This window comes from Vagococcus hydrophili, assembly GCF_011304195.1.
GTDB classification, from domain to species: Bacteria; Bacillota; Bacilli; order Lactobacillales; family Vagococcaceae; genus Vagococcus; species Vagococcus hydrophili.
The window spans coordinates 2,711,746-2,731,471 of the sequence record NZ_CP049887.1 but is presented as its reverse complement, the minus strand read 5'-3'; the positions used below and the strand labels follow the sequence as shown (position 1 = coordinate 2,731,471).

The window sequence follows — 19,726 nt, the reverse complement described above, 5'->3', positions numbered from 1 at the left end:
AAAAATGAAAAAGAAAATTGGTATGTTATTAATCGCAAGTGTGGTACTTCTAACAGCTTGTGGTGGAAATAAAGAAAAAGAAGCAAACAAAGACAATAAAAATGTGAAACAAGAGATCAATGTGGTCTCAAGTGGTGAATTGTCAACACTAGACAGCGCGTTTTATACAGATGTGAATAGTTCAGATATGATTGGTCAAACAACAGAAGGATTATATCGTTTAAATGAAAAAGGACAACCTGAACTAGCTATGGCTAAAGAAGAACCTAAAGTGAGTCAAGACGGTTTAGTTTATACGTTTAAAATAAGAGAAGAAGCTAAATGGTCTAATGGAGATGCCGTTAAAGCCAGTGATTTTGTGACATCTTTTAAAAATGTGGTTGATCCTAAATACGGATCGACAAGTAGTAACCAAATGGATATCTTTAAAAATGGCCGTAGTATTCGTGAAGGTAGCAAAACATTAGATGAGTTTGGTGTGGTTGCTAAAGATGATCAAACCTTGGAGCTAACTTTAGAATACCCAATTCCTTATTTGGCACAAGTTCTTGTAGGAACACCATTCATGCCTAAAAACACAACTTTCGTGAAAGAAAAAGGTAGCAACTATGGAACAACCGCTGAAAATTTTGTGGGTAATGGACCTTTCTTGATTAAAGGTTGGAACGGAACCAATGATACATGGCAATTAGAAAAAAATCCAGAGTATTGGGATGCAAAAAATGTTAAGTTAGATAAAATCAATGTTCAAGTAGTCAAAGAAGTTGCAACAAGTGTTCAATTGTTTGAAGCAGGCGATGTTGATTATATCACTTTAGCAGATAGCTACGCTCAACAATACCGTGATTCAGAACAAGCAACATTTGTTCCAAAAGCCATGGTAGGTTATTTAAGTCCTAATCATAAGCGTGAAGTGACAGGAAATGTTAATGTTAGAAAAGCTTTCTTACAAGCTATTGATAAAGAGCAATTTGCAAAAGACATCTTAGGAGATGGTTCGATTGGATTAAATGGCTTTATTCCAGAAAATTTTGCGAAAGATCCAAAATCAGGTGAAGATTTCCGTAAAGAAAATGGCGATATGATTACCTTTGATAAAAAAGAAGCGAAAAAAACATGGGAAGTAGCTAAAAAAGAATTAGGTAAAGATAAAATTGAATTAGAATTATTATCTGCTGATACTGGGGCTGCTAAAAAGACAATTGAGTTTGTTCAAGGGCAATTAGAACAAAATCTACCAGGTCTTAAAATTAACTTGAAATCAATGCCACTGCAAAATCGTTTAGATTTACAAAATAAGGGTGAATTTGATTTAGTCTTTGGAACATGGACACCAGACTATGCTGATCCAATTAACTTCTTAGAGTTTTATGATTCTAAAAGTGGATTAAACACAGCAAAATATGAAAATACTTCTTATGATAAAGGTTTAAATGAAGCAAGATTTTATTTAGCTAATGAGCCTGAAAAACGTTGGGAAAAACTACGTGATTTAGAAAAGACATTAGTTAAAGAAGATGCGGCTGTTCTTCCTTTATATCAAGGAGCAGTTGGTTATTTAAAATCGGACCGTTTAGAAGGGATTCAAGTTTTCCCATTTGGTCGAACAGTTTCGTATCGATTAGCTTATGTAAAATAAACGTTAAAGTAAAAAATACTTTTATTTTCTTGACATTTAAGTAAAACTTACATAAAATGTAATAGAATAAATCGTACAGATAACACAAAGAAATTTGTGTCGAGATAGAGGCGAAATTTATCATTAGATAAGTTTCGTCTCTTTTTTATGTGAGGAGTGGAAAAATGGAGACAAAGAAATTTCATGTTAATTTAGCAGTACTAGCAACAGGGATGATGGCTTTTTCAGGGGTGTTAATTGAAACCGCTATGAATGTGACCTTCCCAACATTAATGAAACAATTTGACATTACAACAAGTCAAGTACAATGGGTGACAACGATCTATCTATTAATGATTTCAATCGTCGTTCCCTTATCATCGTATTTAATGAAAAACTATAGTAAACGTCAATTATTTATTGCTTCAAGTTTATTCTTTTTAGCAGGTGTGGCAGTGGATGCCTTCTCAATTACTTATAGTATGTTACTTATTGGACGCTTGCTTCAAGGGGTAGCAACGGGTATCGCATTACCATTAATGTTTAATATTATTTTAACAAAAGTTCCGATTAAGAAACGCGGGATGATGATTGGTATTGGTAACTTAACCACATCCATTGCCCCAGCCATGGGTCCAACGTATGGCGGGATTTTAACAACTAGTTTAGATTGGACTTATATTTATAAGTTTTTAATTCCAGTTTTAATTGTTTCAACAGTTGTTGGTTTATATGCGATTCCAAAAGAAGAGCAAGGTAAAACAGATCGAATCAATATTAAAGCAGCTGGTTACTTGTCAGTGATGTTTACAGGTTTATTATTCTTCTTTAGTTATTTACAATCACCAATTGGTTGGGGATCTCTAGCAGTTGGTTTAATAGCAGGATATCTTTTCTACGGGTCTAACAAACAAAAAGAATTACTTAATTTATCAGTATTCTCTAATAAAATGTTTACTATTTACTTAGTATCTTTCTTGGTTTATCAAGTATTATTATTAGGTGTTTCATTTGTGTTACCTAACTTTATTCAAATCGTGAGTGATGTTCCAGCTTCAAGAGCAGGTTTAATGATGTTCCCAGGTGCATTAGTTGGTGCGTTATTCGCCCCTGTTTCAGGGAAAATATTAGATAAAATGGGCTTTAAAAAACCAATTGGTCTAGGAATACTATTTTCTGTTGTGGGTTGGTTAAGTTTAATTTTAGTTGTTCAAACGGGCAACATGACATTAATTACAATGTCTCATGTAATTTTTATGATTGGGGTCGGATTATCTTATAGTAATGTCATGACAGTAGGCTTGTCATCGATTGATACCTCTTTACAAGATGATGGAAATGCCATTTTTAGTACCTTACAACAATTTATGGGTGCTGTGTCAACATCGTTTGTTGCGATTATTGTTGGTGTCTTCCAAAGTAATGCGACAGATTATCAAGCAGGAACAAGTACAGGCTCTAAAGTTGCATTGATTTGTCTATTCGTTTTACTTGTCTTAAGTGGTCTAGCAGTAATTAAAACATTTTCAAGTAAAAGTGGTACAAAGAGCGCTTAACTCCGAGCAACTTATAAATAATCTAAGCAGAATAAACTCCCTTTTTTAAAGGTAAGTTTATTCTGTTTTTTTGTGAAAAAATAGTGTGAATTCTTTATGAATTTTAATTTATCTCTCTTAAAAGTGTGTTATCATTTAAATGTAAAGCGGTTACATTACTTTTTATGTTTTAAGATGGAGAGGATGGATGTCATGGATAAAAAAACACCACTTTATGAGACTCATGTGGCTTTAAAAGGGAAGATTGTTCCTTTTGGAGGTTATTTACTACCTGTTCAGTATCAAGAAACAGGATTAGTAAAAGAGCATTTAGCTGTGAGAGAAGCAGTTGGAATGTTTGATGTGTCTCATATGGGAGAAATCGTTATTCAAGGTAAAGATGCTTTAAAAAATGTTCAAAATTTGTTCACAAATGATTTTGAAACAATGAAACAAGGTCAAATTAAGTACACCTTAATGTGCCAAGAGGATGGTGGTATCATTGATGATTTAATTCTTTATAAGTACGAAGAAGATATGTACATGGGAGTTGTGAACGCAGCCAATAAAGAAAAAGACTATCAATGGATTAAGGAACACGTTACAGGAGAAGTTGAGGTTATTGATTATTCAGAAGGAATTGGTTTGATTGCCATCCAAGGACCAAAAGCCAAAGCAACACTTCTTAAAATAATTGATTCAGCTGATTTTCCTGAAAAATATTATACATTTAAATCAAAAGTTAAAGTCAATGATATGATTATCGATCTTTCTGAAACTGGATACACAGGTGAGGAAGGATATGAACTATACACGCGTTCAGAAGATGTTGTTGCTATTTGGAATTTACTCATGGAAGCAGGTCGAGAATTTGGCATAACACCATGTGGATTAGGTGCTCGTGATACCTTGCGTTTAGAAGCTGGTATGCCGCTTTATGGACATGAAATGAGCGAGACAATCAATCCAATTCAAGCAGGATTGAAATTTGCTGTGAAGTTAAATAAGCCAGAATTTATAGGAAAAGAAGCAATCGAAAATGCTGAAAATAAACGTAAGAGAGTCGGTTTGAAAATTTTAGGTAAGGGAATTGTTCGTGAAAATGCCCCTGTTTTTATTGGAGACGAGGAAGTGGGACTTAGTACATCAGGGACTCACGCACCTCATTTAGGGTATGCGATAGCTATGGCTTATATTGATCAAGAATTTACAGAACTAGGTCAACAAGTAGAAGTAGAAGTTAGAGGGCGGAGAATTTTAGCCGAAGTGACTCCCATGCCTTTTTATAAAAAATAGATTCTAGGAGGAAATGAATATGACAAGACCAACTGATATTAATTACTTAGAAACACACGAATGGGTAAAATTTATTGATGAAACGACTGCTATTGTAGGGATTACAGATTTTGCTCAAGATCAACTGGGAGACATTGTTTTTGTGGAACTTCCTGAAGTAGGACAAGAAGTAACCAAAGGAGATCAAGTGGCTGAAGTGGAATCAGTGAAAACTGTTTCTGATATTTATACACCTTTTACTGGTGTTATTTCAAGAATAAATGAAGATTTAGATGACGCTCCCGAAAGCGTGAATGAAGCACCTTTTGAAAACTGGTTATTTGAAGTCAAAGATATTACTGAGAAAGAGGATTTAATTGACTTAGCAGCTTACAATAAAGTAGTTGAAGAGGAGGCTTAGAAATACATGGGGAACTATAACTACATTCCTTCAAGTTCGAGAGAACAAGAAGAATTACTAGAAATTTTAGGATTAGAGAGCATTGATGATTTGTTTAAAGATATCCCAAGTGATTTGAAAATAGATGAATTAAATATTCCTAGTGGTAAATCAGAAGTAGAGGTTCGCCGAATTATCGAAGCAATCGCGCGTAAGAATCAAGTGTTTACGAGTGTTTTTAGAGGTGCAGGTTCTTACAATCACTATATTCCTTCTATTGTTAAACAAATTACCATGAAAGAAGAATTTTTAACAGCCTATACACCATATCAAGCTGAAATCAGTCAAGGGATTTTGCAATCCATATTTGAATTTCAAACCATGGTTTCAGAAATAACTGGGATGCCAGTTTCCAATGCTTCCGTGTATGATGGATCAAACGCAGCAGCAGAAGCGGTGAATATGTGTTTAGATAAGAAACGAAAAAAAGCACTGATTTCTGGTACTACTCACCCAATGACAATTGAAACGATTAAAACCTATTGTCATGGTATGGGAACAGAAGTTGAAATTGTGCCAACAATTAATGGGCAAACAGATTTAGATGCATTGGAAGAAATGATGGATGAATCAATTGCTTGTTTTTATGTGCAACATCCCAACTATTTTGGTTGCTTAGAGGATATGGAATCAATTGAAAAATTAGTTCATGCTTCTAAATCTAAATTAATTATGGGTATCAATCCAATGGCTACCTCAATTCTAAAAACACCTTTTGAGTATGGGGCAGATATTGCGACAGGTGAGGGACAACCCTTAGGACTTGCGATGAATTTTGGTGGTCCTTACCTTGGATTTATGGCAACAACTGAAAAATTAACGAGAAAATTACCAGGGCGTATTGTAGGACAAACAACAGATAAGCATGGGGAAAGAGCATTTGTATTAACCCTTCAAGCCAGAGAACAACATATTAGAAGAGAAAAAGCATCCTCTAATATTTGTTCCAATCAAGCGCATTGTGCCCTAACAGCAAGTGTTTACTTATCAGCAATGGGGCCAGAAGGATTACGAGACGTTGCAACGCACTGTTACAGTAACGCTCATTATTTACAAAAAGAATTAGCTAAAATTTCAGGATTTGATTTAGTAAATACGAGTGAATTTTTCCATGAATTTGTAACAACTTCACCGATTAAACCAGAAATTTTAAATCAAAAATTGCAAGAAAAAGGTATCTTAGGTGGCTTACCAATCGAAGAAAATATTCTATGGTGCGTTACAGAAATGAACACGAAAGAAGAGATGGATACACTCGTTAGTTTAGTGAAGGAGGCTTGTGAGGCATGAAATTAGTCTTTGAAAGAAGTGTTAAAGGTCGTAAAAATGATTTTATTCCGAAACTTGAAGTTGAAGAAACTGTTTTACCTGATAAATTTTCAAGAAAACAGGAGTTACGTTTACCAGAAATTTCTCAAGTTGATATGAGTCGCCACTACACAGAATTAGCGGATAATAGTTTTGGTGTTAATAACGGATTCTATCCACTCGGTTCTTGTACGATGAAATATAATCCAAAGATTAATGATGAAATGACACAACTTCCTGGATTTTCTCAAATTCATCCGATGCAACCTATTGAAACCGCTCAAGGCTCTATGAAGATTTATCACTTAGCAGAAGAATTACTGGCAGAAATTACTGGAATGGATGCCATGACTTTCCAACCAGCAGCAGGAGCGCAAGGTGAATTAACAGGGATTATGCTAATTAAAGCCTATCATGAAAATAATCAAGACTTTAAACGAAATAAGATTATTGTTCCTGATTCAGCCCATGGCACTAATCCAGCGACAGCGTCCATGGTTAATTATGATACGATTAATATTCCTTCAAAAGAAAACGGTCGCGTTGATTTAGATAAATTAAGAGAAGTGGTTGGAGATGATACAGCAGGATTAATGCTAACAAATCCAAGTACAGTTGGGTTGTTTGAACATGATATTATCGAAATTACGAAAATCATTCATGATGCAGGTGGCTTGTGTTACTATGATGGCGCTAATTTAAATGCCATTATGGGAACGGTAAGACCTGGAGATATGGGATTTGACGTGGTTCATTTGAATATTCATAAAACATTTTCAACCCCTCATGGTGGCGGTGGACCAGGAGCAGGACCAATTGGCTGTAAAGAATTCTTAAAACCATACTTACCAAATTATCACGTAATTGAAAAAGACGGCCAATTGGTTTTTGATACACCTGAAAAATCAATTGGACAGGTCAAAACATTTTATGGTCACTTTGCAGTGGTACTTCGTGCAGTAACTTATATCCTATTCTTAGGAAAAGAAGGTATCCCACAAGCTTCTCAAACAGCTGTTTTAAATGCTAATTATATGCGAGAACAATTGAAAGATAACTTTGAAATGGCTTATGAAGGTCCATGTATGCATGAATTTGTTATGAGTTTGGATACGCTGAAAAAAGAAACAGGCGTGACAGCATTAGATGTTTCTAAAGCTTTATTAGATAACGGCATGCATCCACCAACCATGTATTTCCCAGATGTGGTGAAAGAAGCGTTGATGCTAGAACCAACAGAAACAGAAAGTAAAGAAACGCTTGATAAAGTGATCCGAGTCTTTAAACAAATTCACGAGCAAGCTTACAAAAATCCACAACTTATTAAAGACGCACCAAGTCAAACCTTAATTGGTCGTGTGGATGAAACAACCGCAGCCAGAAACCCTATATTGACGTATCAATTTTAAATCAAGAAAAGACTGACATTTGATTGTTAGTCTTTTTTATTTTGATTTTCCCAGTTATTTTATAGCTAATTGAACAGAAAATGAACTGGATTGTAAAAATAAATTAATCTTTAGAAATTTGTTTTTGTGAAAAAGTATAGTAAAATAGATAGCGTTACTTATTTTAGCTAAGTTTACAATTTAGCAAATATAGATAAAGGGGAGATAAAATAAGTGGAGTGGATTAAATTAATCGGAATCGCTATCATCGTTTTAGGGTTTATTTTTAAGTTCGATACGATTGCCGTAGTCGTTGTGGCAGGTTTAGCGACAGCACTAGTTTCAGGGATTACCCCTGTAGAATTTTTAGAAGCATTAGGAAAGGCTTTTGTGGATCAACGAATCGTAACAATTTTCTTCATCACGTTACCATTAATTGGTTTGGCAGAGTCGCACGGATTAAAGGAACAAGCAGTTAATCTAATAAAAAAAGTAAGCGGTTTGACCACAGGTTGGTTCTTATCAATTTACTTAATTATTAGAGAAATTGCTGGAGCATTCTCTATTCGTTTAGGAGGACATCCACAATTTGTAAGACCTTTAGTTCAACCAATGGCAGAAGCATCTGCAGAAGCTAAATACGGAGAACTTGAAGAAAAAGATAAAGAGTTAATCAAAGCTAAATCAGCTGCGATGGATAACTATGGTAACTTCTTTGGTCAAAACACTTTCTTGAGTGCCGGTGGTGTTTTATTAATCGTTGGAACACTAGATTCAATGGGATATAAAGTTACTAGTTTAGATATCGCTAAAGCTTCAATTCCAGTTGCTTTGATTATGATTTTAATCGGTATTGTGTCAAATATTTATTTTGATAAAAAATTAGCTAGAAAATATGGAAATAAAGGAGAACAAAAATAATGGAAACATTTTTTAATAATTTATTAGAATTCTTCTTTATTTTAATTGGGTTACAATTAGTTTATACTGCTTTTAAAGTGTTTAAAGACGTTAATAACTCAAAAAGAATTGGAACTTCTCTTTTTTGGTTAGATTTAGGAATTCTCTTCATGTTTGGAAAAGTAATGCCAGCGGTTGTCAGCGGTGGCTTAGTAGCCTTTTTAGGTGTTATTTCTTTATTCAAACAATTTGAAATTAGTAAATTTACACCAGTTAAACAAGAAAAATTAGAAGCGGACGCTAAGAAATATGGGAATGCTATTTTTATTCCAGTATTGGCGTTAGCGATTATTTCTGTTTTATTAGCTTTTGCGATTAAAGAATCAAGTAAGGCGGCGATTGGTGTTGCTGCTGTAATTGGTATTTTATTAGCTATGGGAATTTTCAAATCTAAACCAAAAGAAGTAGCTTATGAAAGTGATCGCATGATGCAAGCCATGGGAACTTCTGGTATTTTACCTCAGTTATTAGCAGCTTTAGGTGCTATTTTTACGATTGCTGGTGTGGGAGATGTGATTGCTCAAATGATTGGTGGCTTCGTGCCAGAAGGTAATCGTTTAGCAGGTTCTATTGCTTATGTATTAGGTATGGTTATTTTTACGGTCATTATGGGGAATGGTTTTGCAGCATTTACTGTGATTACAGCCGGTGTGGGTGTGCCTTTTGTGATTATGCAAGGAGCTGATCCTGCGATTGCTGGAGCTTTAGCTTTAACTGCTGGTTATTGTGGGACGTTATTAACACCGATGGCAGCCAACTTTAATGCGTTACCAGCATCACTGCTTGAAATGAAAAATCCGCATGGTGTGATCAAAGAGCAAGTTCCAGTTGCTGTTATTATGATTATCGTACACATTGCCTTAATGTATTTCTGGGCATTTTAATTAAGAGAGGAAGAAAAAAATGAAAATTTTAGTCACTGGTTTCGATCCATTTGGAACAGACACAATGAATCCTGCTATTGAGGCAGTGAAACGTTTGCCTAATACTATTGTGGGTGCCGAAATTATTAAATTAGAAATTCCAACTGTTTTTGGAAAGAGCGCTGAAGTAACGCGCGAAGCTTTAGTGAAACATGATGTGGATTATGTGTTAAATATTGGTCAAGCAGGTGGACGCTTTGATTTAACACCTGAGCGAGTGGCAATCAATTTAGATGACGCTCGTATCCCTGATAATGATGGTAATCAACCAATTGATGTTGCAATCAAAGCTGATGGAGAAAGTGCGTACTTTACGCAACACCCAGTTAAAGCAATGGTAACAGCAATGAAAAATGTTGGTTTACCAGCATCTGTTTCTAATACAGCAGGAACGTTTGTATGTAACCACATCATGTACCAATGTTTATATATGGCTCATACTGAGTTTCCAAAAGTTAAAGCAGGATTCATGCACGTGCCGTTCTTACCAGAACAAGTCTTAGAAAGACCAGGCATGCCTGCAATGAGTTTAGAAGATATCACAAGAGGAATCGTTGCTGCTTTAGAAGCAATTGTTGAATTCGATGGCAAAGACGATTTAACAATCGTTGGTGGACAAACACACTAATAAAAAAGAAGAAATTAAAAAATCTCTTCTTTTTTAGCTAGGTCTTTGACAGTACTTATTTATAATTAAGGGAGTGTGACGAAAAGTCACGCTTTTTTTATTTGCTGAATAGGTCTACGGACTGATGTCTTTTTATATGTATTTTCGTATTATTGGTAGACAATAAGTATAAGAAATATTAAATTTTCTCTTACTAATACATTTGGAGGGGATCCACATGAATTCATTCATCTCAATATTAAGCTCATTTAAATGGTTTACCGAAATTCAAATTACTTTATTTGTTTTAAATGCTTGTTTACTAATATGGTATTTGATACCTCATAAAAAGAAATTTAAAATAATAGATTATCTTCCTTCTGTGGGAATGATAATAGCGAGTGTTGGTATATTTTTAGGAGATAAATCTTTGTTAGGTATCTCACTTTATTTTCTAACAATAGTTTTATTTTTAAGTACTCTAAAGAATCTATTTAAACATAAAAATAAAGAAGATAAACTTTTTTTAAGAGTTATAAAATCTATTTTATCTTTAGTTGGAATGGGGATTATGACGATAGCTTTAATGTCCGCTGGTCAATTAAGATACAATCCCAAAAGTGATTTTAGTGAAAAAACTTACTCAGAATCCTTTCATTTACTAAATGAAAGAATGAAAAAGGAATATCCTTTTGGTCAATTGAAGAAAGTGGACTGGGATGATTTAGAAAACAAATACTTACCGCTCATGAAAAAAGCAGAGGAAACAAAAAATCAAAGTTTATACTATAAAACATTAAGAGATTATCTTTATTCTTTTAGGGATAGTCATATAGAAATTGTTAACGATGATTTATTTACCAATAATCCAATATTTAAGGATGAAGTTGGTGGTGGTTTTGGAATCAGCACAATAAAACTTGATGATGGTAAGGTAATGGTCAGTGATCTCATTAAAGATAGTCCTGCAGATCGGAACGGTATTAAATTAGGAGCAGAGATAGTATCTTGGGGAAATGAATCTGCTAAGGAAGTTTACGAAAACATCACGTGGAGTGAAGTGGCAATGACGACCAAAAATGATCAGAATTACTATAAAGGACGTTTTATGGCACGAGCTAAAAATGGCGAAAACGTGTCTATCAAGTTTAAAAATCCAAATGAAGAGAATGTTCAAGAGAAAGTAGTAACTGCTTATGATGATAATTTTGAAAGTCTAAAGAGAACTAGAGTTAAGCCAAAAGAAAGTCAATCGCCTATTGAGTCAAAAATATTAGAAAATAATTATGGTTATATAAAAATAAGATATTTTCTATCTAATGATAAAGTTAAAGACCCAGTTGAATTTTTTAGTAATGAATTAAAAAGTTTTCATGATAAAAATGTTAAGGGGATAATTATTGATCTAAGAGATAATCCTGGTGGAGAGGATGAAATGGTGGTAGGTATGGCCAGTCAATTGGCTGATGAAAATAGGTTATATGAATACGTAAGTTATTATAACCATAATACCAAAAAATTTGAAATTAACAATGAAGAGACTTATAAAATAAAAGCTAAAAACCCATCTTATAAAGGGAACATAGCAGTTTTGATAAATAACCGAACAATAAGTTCGGGTGAAGGACTTCCTCTTGCTCTAAAAGGAATGAAAAATGTTAATATCATCGGTTTCTCATCAACTAATGGCTCTTTTGGTGTTGTAACGAGTCCAATTAAAGTTAAAATGCCTGAAGGGTATAATATTCAAATTCCTGATGGTCGCTCATTGGATCAATACAAAAAAGTCCAAGTAGATACAGATGCTAATGGGAATGGAGGGGTATCTCCAGATAGTTTAATTCCATTGAATGAAGATACATTTTTTAAGAAATATGTAGATAAAAAAGATGTAGAGATGGAATACGCAATAAAGTATTTAGATAAAAATTAATAACTTTAGTAAAATGTTTTCAATGTATTGGTTTGATATAAAATCTATGTGATTCATTATTATAAAAACTTCCTTTATTTTTATGGATAAAGGAAGTTTTTTATTTAGTATTGTCTAACAATTAATGCTTTATTTCATCAATTATCTCTTTAACATATCGTTTGAAATATTTTACTTGTTTATTTTTATTAAAGTAAAGGTAGAAATCACGTGAGAAAACAGGAAAACTTTCAATGGTTACTTTTTTTAGTTTATTTGATTTAATCATTGTCTGAGCTTGCATACTAGAACATAGATAGATGCCATTTTTATATTGAGCCAAAAGTAGTGCTTCGTTATGAGTGGCAACTTGATTTGAAAAATATAAGCCATCAGTTTGCCAATTGTCGAGTGTATCTTGAATAAAACTGCCATCTTCTCGTTTGATAAAACTATAGCTATCTAATTCTTTTAAAGAAATATTACTTTTACAATAATCAGGGTGTGCTACAAAAATTAATTTATCTGAAAATATTTTCTCTCGCTTGAAATCAACAAGAGTCGGTGTATCAGGAAGTAGAGCTACGTCAATAAAGTGATTAATTAAAAGTTGGCTAATTTTTTGTGTATTGTCAGTGGTTAGTTCAATTTGAATGTCTTTAAATTTATCATTCACGAGGATGTGTTTGATGAATTCCTCACTATTTAATTGAGTGACGCCCACTTTTAATGGTATATGAGAGCTTTTTTGTTTTAACAACTGCTCAATTTTTTCTGATTGTTGAAAAAGAAAATCGCACTCCTTAATTAATTCTTCTCCTAAATCGGTTAAAGAAAGCAGTCGTCCATTTTTTTCAACAAGTCGGACGCCGTATTCTTCTTCTAAATTTTTGATGTGCTTAGTTAAAGCAGGTTGGCTGATATGTAAATAATGACTAGCTTCAGTTAAGCTAGAATATTTAGTCGCTTCATAAAAATAGCGTAAAGAATGTAGGTTCATAGAATCCTCCTATAACTTTTTGTTATTAATCGACACACTATTGGTATTATAAATCAAATAGCTTTTCTTTTAAACTAATAAGTAGGTTCAAGTGAGAAGGGAAGAGGAAAATGAAAACAACGATTTATTTTATTAGACACGGGGAAACTGTTTGGAATCAAATGAAAAAAATGCAAGGATTGAAAAATTCCGAATTAACAGATAAAGGTGTAGAGCAAGCGACGTTACTTGGGGAAAAACTAGTAACTGAAAAAGTTGATATAATTTGTACAAGCCCGAGTATTAGAGCTGTAAAAACAAGTGAGTTAATCAATCGATCTTTAAATGTTCCAGTCATGAAGGACGATGGTTTCCAAGAAATTGATATGGGAGATTGGGAAGGAAAAACTTATGATGAAATCAGTCGTAAATATCCTGAAGAATGGGAACTATTTTGGCATGAACCATTGAAATTTAAAGGAGAAAATCACGGTGAGACATTCAAAGAATTAGGTGAAAGATCGACTAACAGTATAAACGAAATACTAGAGGTTCTCGAAGGAAAAACAGTTGCGATTGTTTCGCATCGGATCACGATTAAAACAATGGTTTCAGAAATATTAGGGAAACCACTGAATGAATTAGAAGACGTTCTTCCCAATAGTTTAACTAAGATTGTTTTTGACGAAGGGAAACAAGACGTAGAGTTTTATAGTGATATCTCACATTATAATAATAAAGACGAAAAAGGCGTATAGCACCAAGCAAATGGAGGTAATTAGAAACAATCCACCTTTTGAATCTGGAATAAATAATGAAAAAGCAAGATTGACTTCGATCAAAGTCAATCTTGCTTTTTCTATCATTTAAAAATTTCTTCAATAATATTCCCATCAGTATTTTTAGGAAAAGTCTTCAAGTTAAGCAATTTAGCGAAAGTTGGCGCTTCATCGATAAGGTTAGCAGATTCAACAGAATGACCACACTTAACATCAGGACCGTAAAAACAGACTGTTGTCTCGTAATTAGGCTTGTTCGGATGAAATCCATGAACACCTAAATAACGATTTGGCTTTCCAATGTCTTTAGACGTTACTTGTTCGAATAGTCCGCCATTTGCTTCATCGTTGAAGTAAAATCCTGGTTCTGCTTCAACCATGAATGTCGCGTTAGGATCAGCACCCATCTCACTGATTTCTGGTTGAGAATAAATCGTTTCAACACCCTTTATAGGAGAAATAGTCTCCCGAATTAATTCTTTAGCTATTTTGCATGACTTACTGGTGTAAATATAAGTAGACCCATCACAACTTTTAGCATAAACTTGCCAATTATTTTTAACGGTACCATCTGGTTTCATTTCAGCCCAGCCTTTTTTGACGAACAAAGCATTTAATTTGATCATTGTAGAGACATCGATTTGATAATGATCCCCTAAAACGACAAAATTAGTCTCTTCAAAAGTACCGTTATCTTTGGTCGCTTGAATAATTTTTTTGAGTCTTGCGTCTTGTCTTTCCAAAGCGTGAATCGCTTCTTCTGATTGAACCCCGAACGCATGACGCATAGAATCCATATCGACTAAATGAATCAAAGTTAAATCAGGTTTTTTATTAGTAATCGTATCAATAGCGCAAGCGGTAATAAAATCATCTAAGTAAGGTTGCATGATGCCTTTTCTCAATTTACCGTATTTTTGATTCATTTGTAGTAAGAAAAGAGGCGAGCTTGCTTTTAAGGAAATCATGACTTGATTCGTCCAAATTCGATTAGGAAAAATTTCTGCAATATTATAATCAATAGCGCTACTAGCTGTTACCGGCCATAAAAAGGCAGCTGTTTTGAAGCCTTCTTTTTTTGCCATGTCATAAACAGTAGGTGTCTTGATTTCTTTATCATACCAGAACCAATCTGGAGAAATCCGTGTTGCTTGTGTTTTGGTATTGTTAATAATTCCGTGATGGATTGGGTACATGCCTGTCATTAACGTGACATGTGATGGGTAAGTTAACGTGGGATAGATTCCCTTTATTTTTTTTACATGAGTCCCATTATCAATCAATGATGCTAAAGTAGGTAGTTTATCTTTATGTCGTTCAATATCTACAGCACCTAAGGCATCAATAGATATAATGATTAGTTTATGTGTCACAGTTGTCACCGTCCTTTTTTGTTATTATACCAAAAAAAATAAAATTAAAAAAATAAATTGACAAGGAAAAAAAATATGGGTATACTGTGAACAATTATTAAATAAAGAAACGTTGGAGTGAATGACATGAATAAAAATAATATCCGTCTTACCTCACAACTGAATAACTTTTACTTTAGCTATTATAGATAGTGTTTGTACCCATATTCTTGGATACAAACAAAGACAGTTTGTATCTATGAGGGCTAGAGATCTTTAAATTGACTTTAAAGAGCCACATAGATGATTAAAATCTATAGTGGCTTTTTCTTATACGTTGAATAATTTTATTCAAAAGACGGTAACTACTATAGATTTGTTTAATCAATCTATGTCGAGTTATCGTCTTTTATTTGTAATTAGGAGGGAGAAAAAATGGAAAATAAAATTTCGGGATATACAAAATTAGCAGGTGTTATCGCCAATCCAATCAAGCATAGCTTGTCACCTAGTATTCATAATAAAGCCTATGAATTAACTCATACAGATGCTGTTTATTTAGCTTTTGAAGTGGATCAAGCAACATTTAATCAAGCCATTCAATCTGTTAAAGCATTAGATATGTTAGGTGTTAATATCTCTATGCCCTATAAAAAACAAGCATATCAAGCTTGCGATGAGGTTTCTCCTTCAGCAGAATTAATAGGTGTTGTGAATACCGTCATCCTTAAAAATAATCGTTTGATCGGTCATAATACGGATGGTTTGGGATTTACTGCTAGTTTAAGAGAAAGCAACATTGAGATTGAAAATAAAATTATTTCAATTTTAGGTGCAGGTGGAGCTGCCAGAGCAGTCATATGCCAATCTGCCATAGAAAAAGCGCAAGAGATTCATGTGTTTAAAAGGAAAAATGAAACATTTGAAGAAGTTAGAACAGAACTAAAAGTCGTGGAGAAACAAACTGGTGTTAACATTGAGATTCATGACTATCATGACCAAACAAATCGGAACAAAATATTAAAAAGAAGTGATATTATTGTTAATGGAACACAAGTTGGAATGGGAGAAAATCAAGAATTACCTATCGAAGATTTGAGTTCAATCGATGAATCAAAAGTCGTGGTAGATTTAATTTATCATCCATTAGAAACTGAATTTTTAAAACAAAGTAAAACTAGAGGTGCTGTAAGTTTCAATGGTTTAGGCATGTTAATTCATCAAGCGGCAATTGCGTTTGAATTAATGACAACTAAAAAAATGCCCACTAAAAAAATAGAAGAATTTTTAATAACGGAACTTAATAGGAAAGAGGAAAAATAAATGATCGTAATAATGAAACCAGAAGCAACCAAAGAACAAGTGAACGCAGTGATTGATCGAATTAAGCAAGAAGGATTAGAAGTCCATTTAAGTGAAGGAAAAGACCATACTGTTATTGGTTTAGTTGGAGATGTGGAAAAAATGATTGATGTGCCTTTTAGAAGTTATGACGGAGTTTCAGATACAGTTAAAATCACAAGTTCTTACAAATTAACGAGTCGTGAGTTTCATCCAACTGATACAGTGGTGGACGTGGATGGTGTAAAAATCGGTGGAGAAGAAAACTTTGTCACAATGGCAGGACCTTGCTCGATTGAAGGGTTAGAACAAATCATGGAATGTGCTAGAATTGCTAAAAATGGCGGTGCAACTATTTTAAGAGGTGGGGCCTTTAAACCAAGAACATCTCCATACGCTTTCCAAGGATTAGAAGAAGAAGGATTAAAATACATTCGTCAAGCAGCAGATAAATACGATATGAAAGTCATTACAGAAGTCATGGACGAAGCGAATTTAGAATTAGTGGCTAAATACACAGATATTTTACAAATTGGTGCGCGTAACATGCAAAACTTCAAATTACTTCAAGCAGTCGGTAAAACAGGTCTACCCGTTGCTTTAAAACGTGGTATTTCAGGAACGATTGATGAATGGTTAAACGCAGCTGAATACATTGCAGCAACAGGTAATCAAAAAGTTATTTTCGTTGAACGTGGGATTAGAACTTACGAAACAGCGACTCGTAATACAATGGATTTAAGTGCAGTACCAGTCATTCAAAAATTAAGCCACTTCCCAATTATTGTAGACCCAAGTCACGGTGTAGGTGTTTGGGATTACGTGACACCAATGGCTGTTGCAGGAATTGCGGCAGGCGCTTCAGGTATGATTGTTGAGATTCATCCAGATCCAAACAACGCTTGGTCAGATGGACAACAATCTCTAAACGAAAAACGTTACATGAATATGATGGAACAAATTCATGTGATGGAAAATACCATGAAAGAAATCAAAAAAATTAGAGAAAAAATCTAGAGGTGTAAAAAATGAAGTTAAGTGTGACATTACCAAATAAGATGTATGATTTATTAATTGAAAAAGGAGGTTTAGCTCATGTCGGGACATGGGTTAAATCACTTTGGGAACCTCAAAAAATAGTGATTATTTCAGACGAGACAGTGGCAGGACTTTACGGAGAACAAGTTGGAAAATCAATCCGTGAAGCTGGTTTTGATGTCTCTTTAATAACAGTTCCGCCAGGAGAAACGAGTAAGAATTTAGCGACGGCTGAAAAAATCTATCACTATCTAGCAGAAAAAGGAATGACGAGAAGAGATGGTGTCATTATTCTTGGCGGTGGTGTGATAGGCGATTTAGGAGCGTTTGTAGCATCAACATATATGAGGGGACTTCATTTTTTACAAATACCAACAACACTTTTGGCGCAAGTTGATAGTAGTATTGGTGGTAAAACAGCAGTTAACACGAGTGTCGCTAAAAATCTAGTAGGGACATTTGCTCAACCAGATGGGGTGTTGATTGACCCTAATACTTTATTAACTTTAGAAGATCGAAGAGTCCGAGAAGGTATGGCAGAAGTGGTGAAATCAGCTGCGATTGCAGATATTAATTTATGGCATTTATTAGAAAAAATAAAAGACGATCAAGATGTTTTAAATTATTCAGAAGAAATCATTTATGCCTGTTGTCAGGTTAAACGAAAAGTGGTAGAAGAAGATGAATTTGATACAGGGAATCGTCTGATTTTAAACTTTGGGCATACAATCGGGCATGCTGTGGAACAAACAAAAGGTTTTGGGGTTGTGACTCACGGTGAAGCTGTGGCCATAGGGATGTGTCAAATGACCAAACAGGCAGAGAAACTAAAAACAATGCCAGCAGGAATTTTATCTGAGCTAGTGGAAATGTTGGCTAAATTTAATTTACCCACGAGTTTAGAAGAGTGGGAAGAAGAAAAATTGTATGAAGCCTTAACTCATGACAAAAAAACACAGGGTTCCAACATTCGGATTATTCTATTAGAAAAAATCGGACAAGCTAAAATAGAGACCATTAGAATAGAAGAAATGAAACAGTACTTAGAAAAATAAATTGGGGGAATGAGTATGCGTTATTTTACAGCAGGAGAATCACATGGACCAGAATTAACAGCGATTATTGATGGTCTACCAGCGGGGATTAGTATTTCAGTTGAAGAAATTAATCATGAATTAAAAAGAAGACAAGGTGGCTACGGACGTGGTGGTCGCATGTTGATTGAAACAGATACAGTCGAAATCACTTCGGGAATTAGACATGGAAAAACACTGGGTTCACCTGTGACCTTAATCGTGAAAAATGATGATTTTAAAAATTGGGAAACGGTTATGGGCATTGAACCAGTCGATGACCGAGCAAAAAAAATGCGTCGTTTAGCTAAACCTAGACCGGGACATGCGGATTTGGTTGGTGGAATTAAATATGAACATGACGATTTAAGAAATGTTTTAGAGAGATCATCAGCTAGAGAAACAACCATGCGCGTGGCTATTGCAGCTATTTGTAAGCAAATGTTGAAAGAATTAGAGATTGATGTAGCAGGGCATGTGTTAGAAATCGGTGGTGTTCGTGGTGAAATACCAGAAACAATGACTGTTGCTGAAATTAGAGATAAAGCTGAAAGTTCAGCTGTGAGATGTGTGGATCCTAAAATTGAAGAAGCCATGAAAGAAAAAATTGATGCAACGAAAAAAGAAGGGAATACCATTGGTGGCGTTGTTGAAGTCGTTGTCGGAGGCGTGCCAATTGGATTAGGTAGCTATACTCAATGGGATCAAAAATTAGACGGGAAAATTGCTCAAGCTGTCGTTTCAATCAATGCCTTTAAAGGAGTTGAGTTTGGTGTCGGTTTTGAAGCTGCTAGACTTTATGGTAGTGAAGTGATGGATGAAATTGTCTGGAGTAAAGAAACAGGTTATACCAGAACAAGCAATAATTTAGGTGGCTTTGAAGGCGGTATGACAAATGGGATGCCAGTGGTTGTTCGTGGGGTAATGAAACCAATTCCAACGCTATATAAACCACTTCAATCGGTAAATATTGACACAAAAGAACCTTACAAAGCGAGTGTAGAGCGTTCAGATAGTTCGGCTGTTCCAGCAGCATGTGTTGTAGCAGAAGCCATGGTAACGATTGAGATTGCTAAAGCCATGTTGGATAAATTTGAAAGTGATTCATTTGAGAGAATGAAGCAGGAGGTTAAACGTTATCGCGACTATACTCTAAATTACTAAAGAAAGGAGTATAG

At 34.4% G+C, this 19,726-nt stretch carries 17 protein-coding genes; 15 read left to right on the top strand and 2 right to left on the bottom strand.

Features of this window, described 5'->3' with window-relative positions:
• Positions 1 to 4 precede the first annotated feature (4 nt).
• From G7082_RS13420 to G7082_RS13375, 10 genes are all read left to right on the top strand, one after another.
• Positions 5 to 1,639: a peptide ABC transporter substrate-binding protein gene (locus tag G7082_RS13420; protein ID WP_166035713.1), complete on the top strand. Its 1,635-nt coding sequence runs from the start codon at positions 5 to 7 to the stop codon at positions 1,637 to 1,639.
• Positions 1,640 to 1,803: 164 nt separating this feature from the next.
• Positions 1,804 to 3,174, top strand: a complete 1,371-nt coding sequence (locus tag G7082_RS13415) for an MFS transporter (protein ID WP_166035711.1) — start codon at positions 1,804 to 1,806, stop codon at positions 3,172 to 3,174.
• Between the two features lie 192 nt (positions 3,175 to 3,366).
• Positions 3,367 to 4,449, top strand: a complete 1,083-nt coding sequence (gcvT, locus tag G7082_RS13410) for a glycine cleavage system aminomethyltransferase GcvT (protein ID WP_166035709.1) — start codon at positions 3,367 to 3,369, stop codon at positions 4,447 to 4,449.
• 19 nt (positions 4,450 to 4,468) lie between these two features.
• Positions 4,469 to 4,849, top strand: a complete 381-nt coding sequence (gene gcvH, locus G7082_RS13405) for a glycine cleavage system protein GcvH (RefSeq protein WP_166035707.1) — start codon at positions 4,469 to 4,471, stop codon at positions 4,847 to 4,849.
• A 6-nt stretch (positions 4,850 to 4,855) separates the two neighbouring features.
• The gene (gene gcvPA / locus G7082_RS13400; RefSeq protein ID WP_166035705.1) at positions 4,856 to 6,178 is read left to right on the top strand and encodes an aminomethyl-transferring glycine dehydrogenase subunit GcvPA; all 1,323 of its coding nucleotides are present in this window, start codon (positions 4,856 to 4,858) and stop codon (positions 6,176 to 6,178) included.
• Complete coding sequence (gcvPB, locus tag G7082_RS13395) at positions 6,175 to 7,605, top strand: aminomethyl-transferring glycine dehydrogenase subunit GcvPB (protein ID WP_166035703.1); 1,431 nt, start codon at positions 6,175 to 6,177, stop codon at positions 7,603 to 7,605. The genes gcvPA and gcvPB overlap by 4 nt, the downstream gene beginning before the upstream one ends.
• A 213-nt stretch (positions 7,606 to 7,818) precedes the next feature.
• Positions 7,819 to 8,505, top strand: coding sequence for a DUF969 domain-containing protein (locus G7082_RS13390; RefSeq protein ID WP_166035701.1), 687 nt, complete (start codon positions 7,819 to 7,821; stop codon positions 8,503 to 8,505).
• Positions 8,505 to 9,428, top strand: coding sequence for a DUF979 domain-containing protein (locus tag G7082_RS13385; protein ID WP_166035699.1), 924 nt, complete (start codon positions 8,505 to 8,507; stop codon positions 9,426 to 9,428). Before G7082_RS13390 ends, G7082_RS13385 begins: the two co-directional genes overlap by 1 nt.
• A 19-nt stretch (positions 9,429 to 9,447) precedes the next feature.
• Complete coding sequence (gene pcp / locus G7082_RS13380; RefSeq protein WP_166035697.1) at positions 9,448 to 10,095, top strand: pyroglutamyl-peptidase I; 648 nt, start codon at positions 9,448 to 9,450, stop codon at positions 10,093 to 10,095.
• A gap of 217 nt (positions 10,096 to 10,312) precedes the next feature.
• Positions 10,313 to 12,007 carry a S41 family peptidase gene (locus G7082_RS13375; protein WP_166035695.1) on the top strand — a complete coding sequence of 565 codons (1,695 nt, stop codon included), beginning with the start codon at positions 10,313 to 10,315 and terminating at the stop codon, positions 12,005 to 12,007.
• Positions 12,008 to 12,128: 121 nt separating this feature from the next.
• On the opposite strand, the gene G7082_RS13370 is transcribed toward G7082_RS13375, so the two are convergent.
• A complete protein-coding gene (locus tag G7082_RS13370; RefSeq protein ID WP_166035693.1) occupies positions 12,129 to 12,986 on the bottom strand; it encodes a LysR substrate-binding domain-containing protein in 858 nt (285 codons plus the stop codon).
• 110 nt (positions 12,987 to 13,096) lie between these two features.
• Between G7082_RS13370 and G7082_RS13365 the strand changes: the two genes are divergently transcribed.
• Positions 13,097 to 13,723 carry a histidine phosphatase family protein gene (locus tag G7082_RS13365; protein WP_166035691.1) on the top strand — a complete coding sequence of 209 codons (627 nt, stop codon included), beginning with the start codon at positions 13,097 to 13,099 and terminating at the stop codon, positions 13,721 to 13,723.
• A 104-nt stretch (positions 13,724 to 13,827) separates the two neighbouring features.
• Here the strand turns inward: G7082_RS13365 and G7082_RS13360 are convergent, their stop codons facing one another.
• Positions 13,828 to 15,117 carry an alkaline phosphatase family protein gene (locus G7082_RS13360; RefSeq protein WP_420825013.1) on the bottom strand — a complete coding sequence of 430 codons (1,290 nt, stop codon included), beginning with the start codon at positions 15,115 to 15,117 and terminating at the stop codon, positions 13,828 to 13,830.
• 414 nt (positions 15,118 to 15,531) lie between these two features.
• Here G7082_RS13360 and aroE point away from each other — a divergent pair, with 414 nt between their 5' ends.
• The 4 genes from aroE to aroC are packed head-to-tail and all read left to right on the top strand — an operon-like array spanning position 15,532 to position 19,712.
• Positions 15,532 to 16,419: a shikimate dehydrogenase gene (gene aroE, locus G7082_RS13355; RefSeq protein WP_166035687.1), complete on the top strand. Its 888-nt coding sequence runs from the start codon at positions 15,532 to 15,534 to the stop codon at positions 16,417 to 16,419.
• Complete coding sequence (aroF, locus tag G7082_RS13350; RefSeq protein WP_166035685.1) at positions 16,420 to 17,454, top strand: 3-deoxy-7-phosphoheptulonate synthase; 1,035 nt, start codon at positions 16,420 to 16,422, stop codon at positions 17,452 to 17,454.
• Between the two features lie 11 nt (positions 17,455 to 17,465).
• Positions 17,466 to 18,530 (top strand): 3-dehydroquinate synthase, encoded by a 1,065-nt coding sequence (aroB, locus tag G7082_RS13345; protein ID WP_166035683.1) that lies wholly within the window; start codon positions 17,466 to 17,468, stop codon positions 18,528 to 18,530.
• Between the two features lie 15 nt (positions 18,531 to 18,545).
• Positions 18,546 to 19,712, top strand: coding sequence for a chorismate synthase (gene aroC, locus G7082_RS13340; RefSeq protein ID WP_166035681.1), 1,167 nt, complete (start codon positions 18,546 to 18,548; stop codon positions 19,710 to 19,712).
• Positions 19,713 to 19,726: the final 14 nt, after the last annotated feature.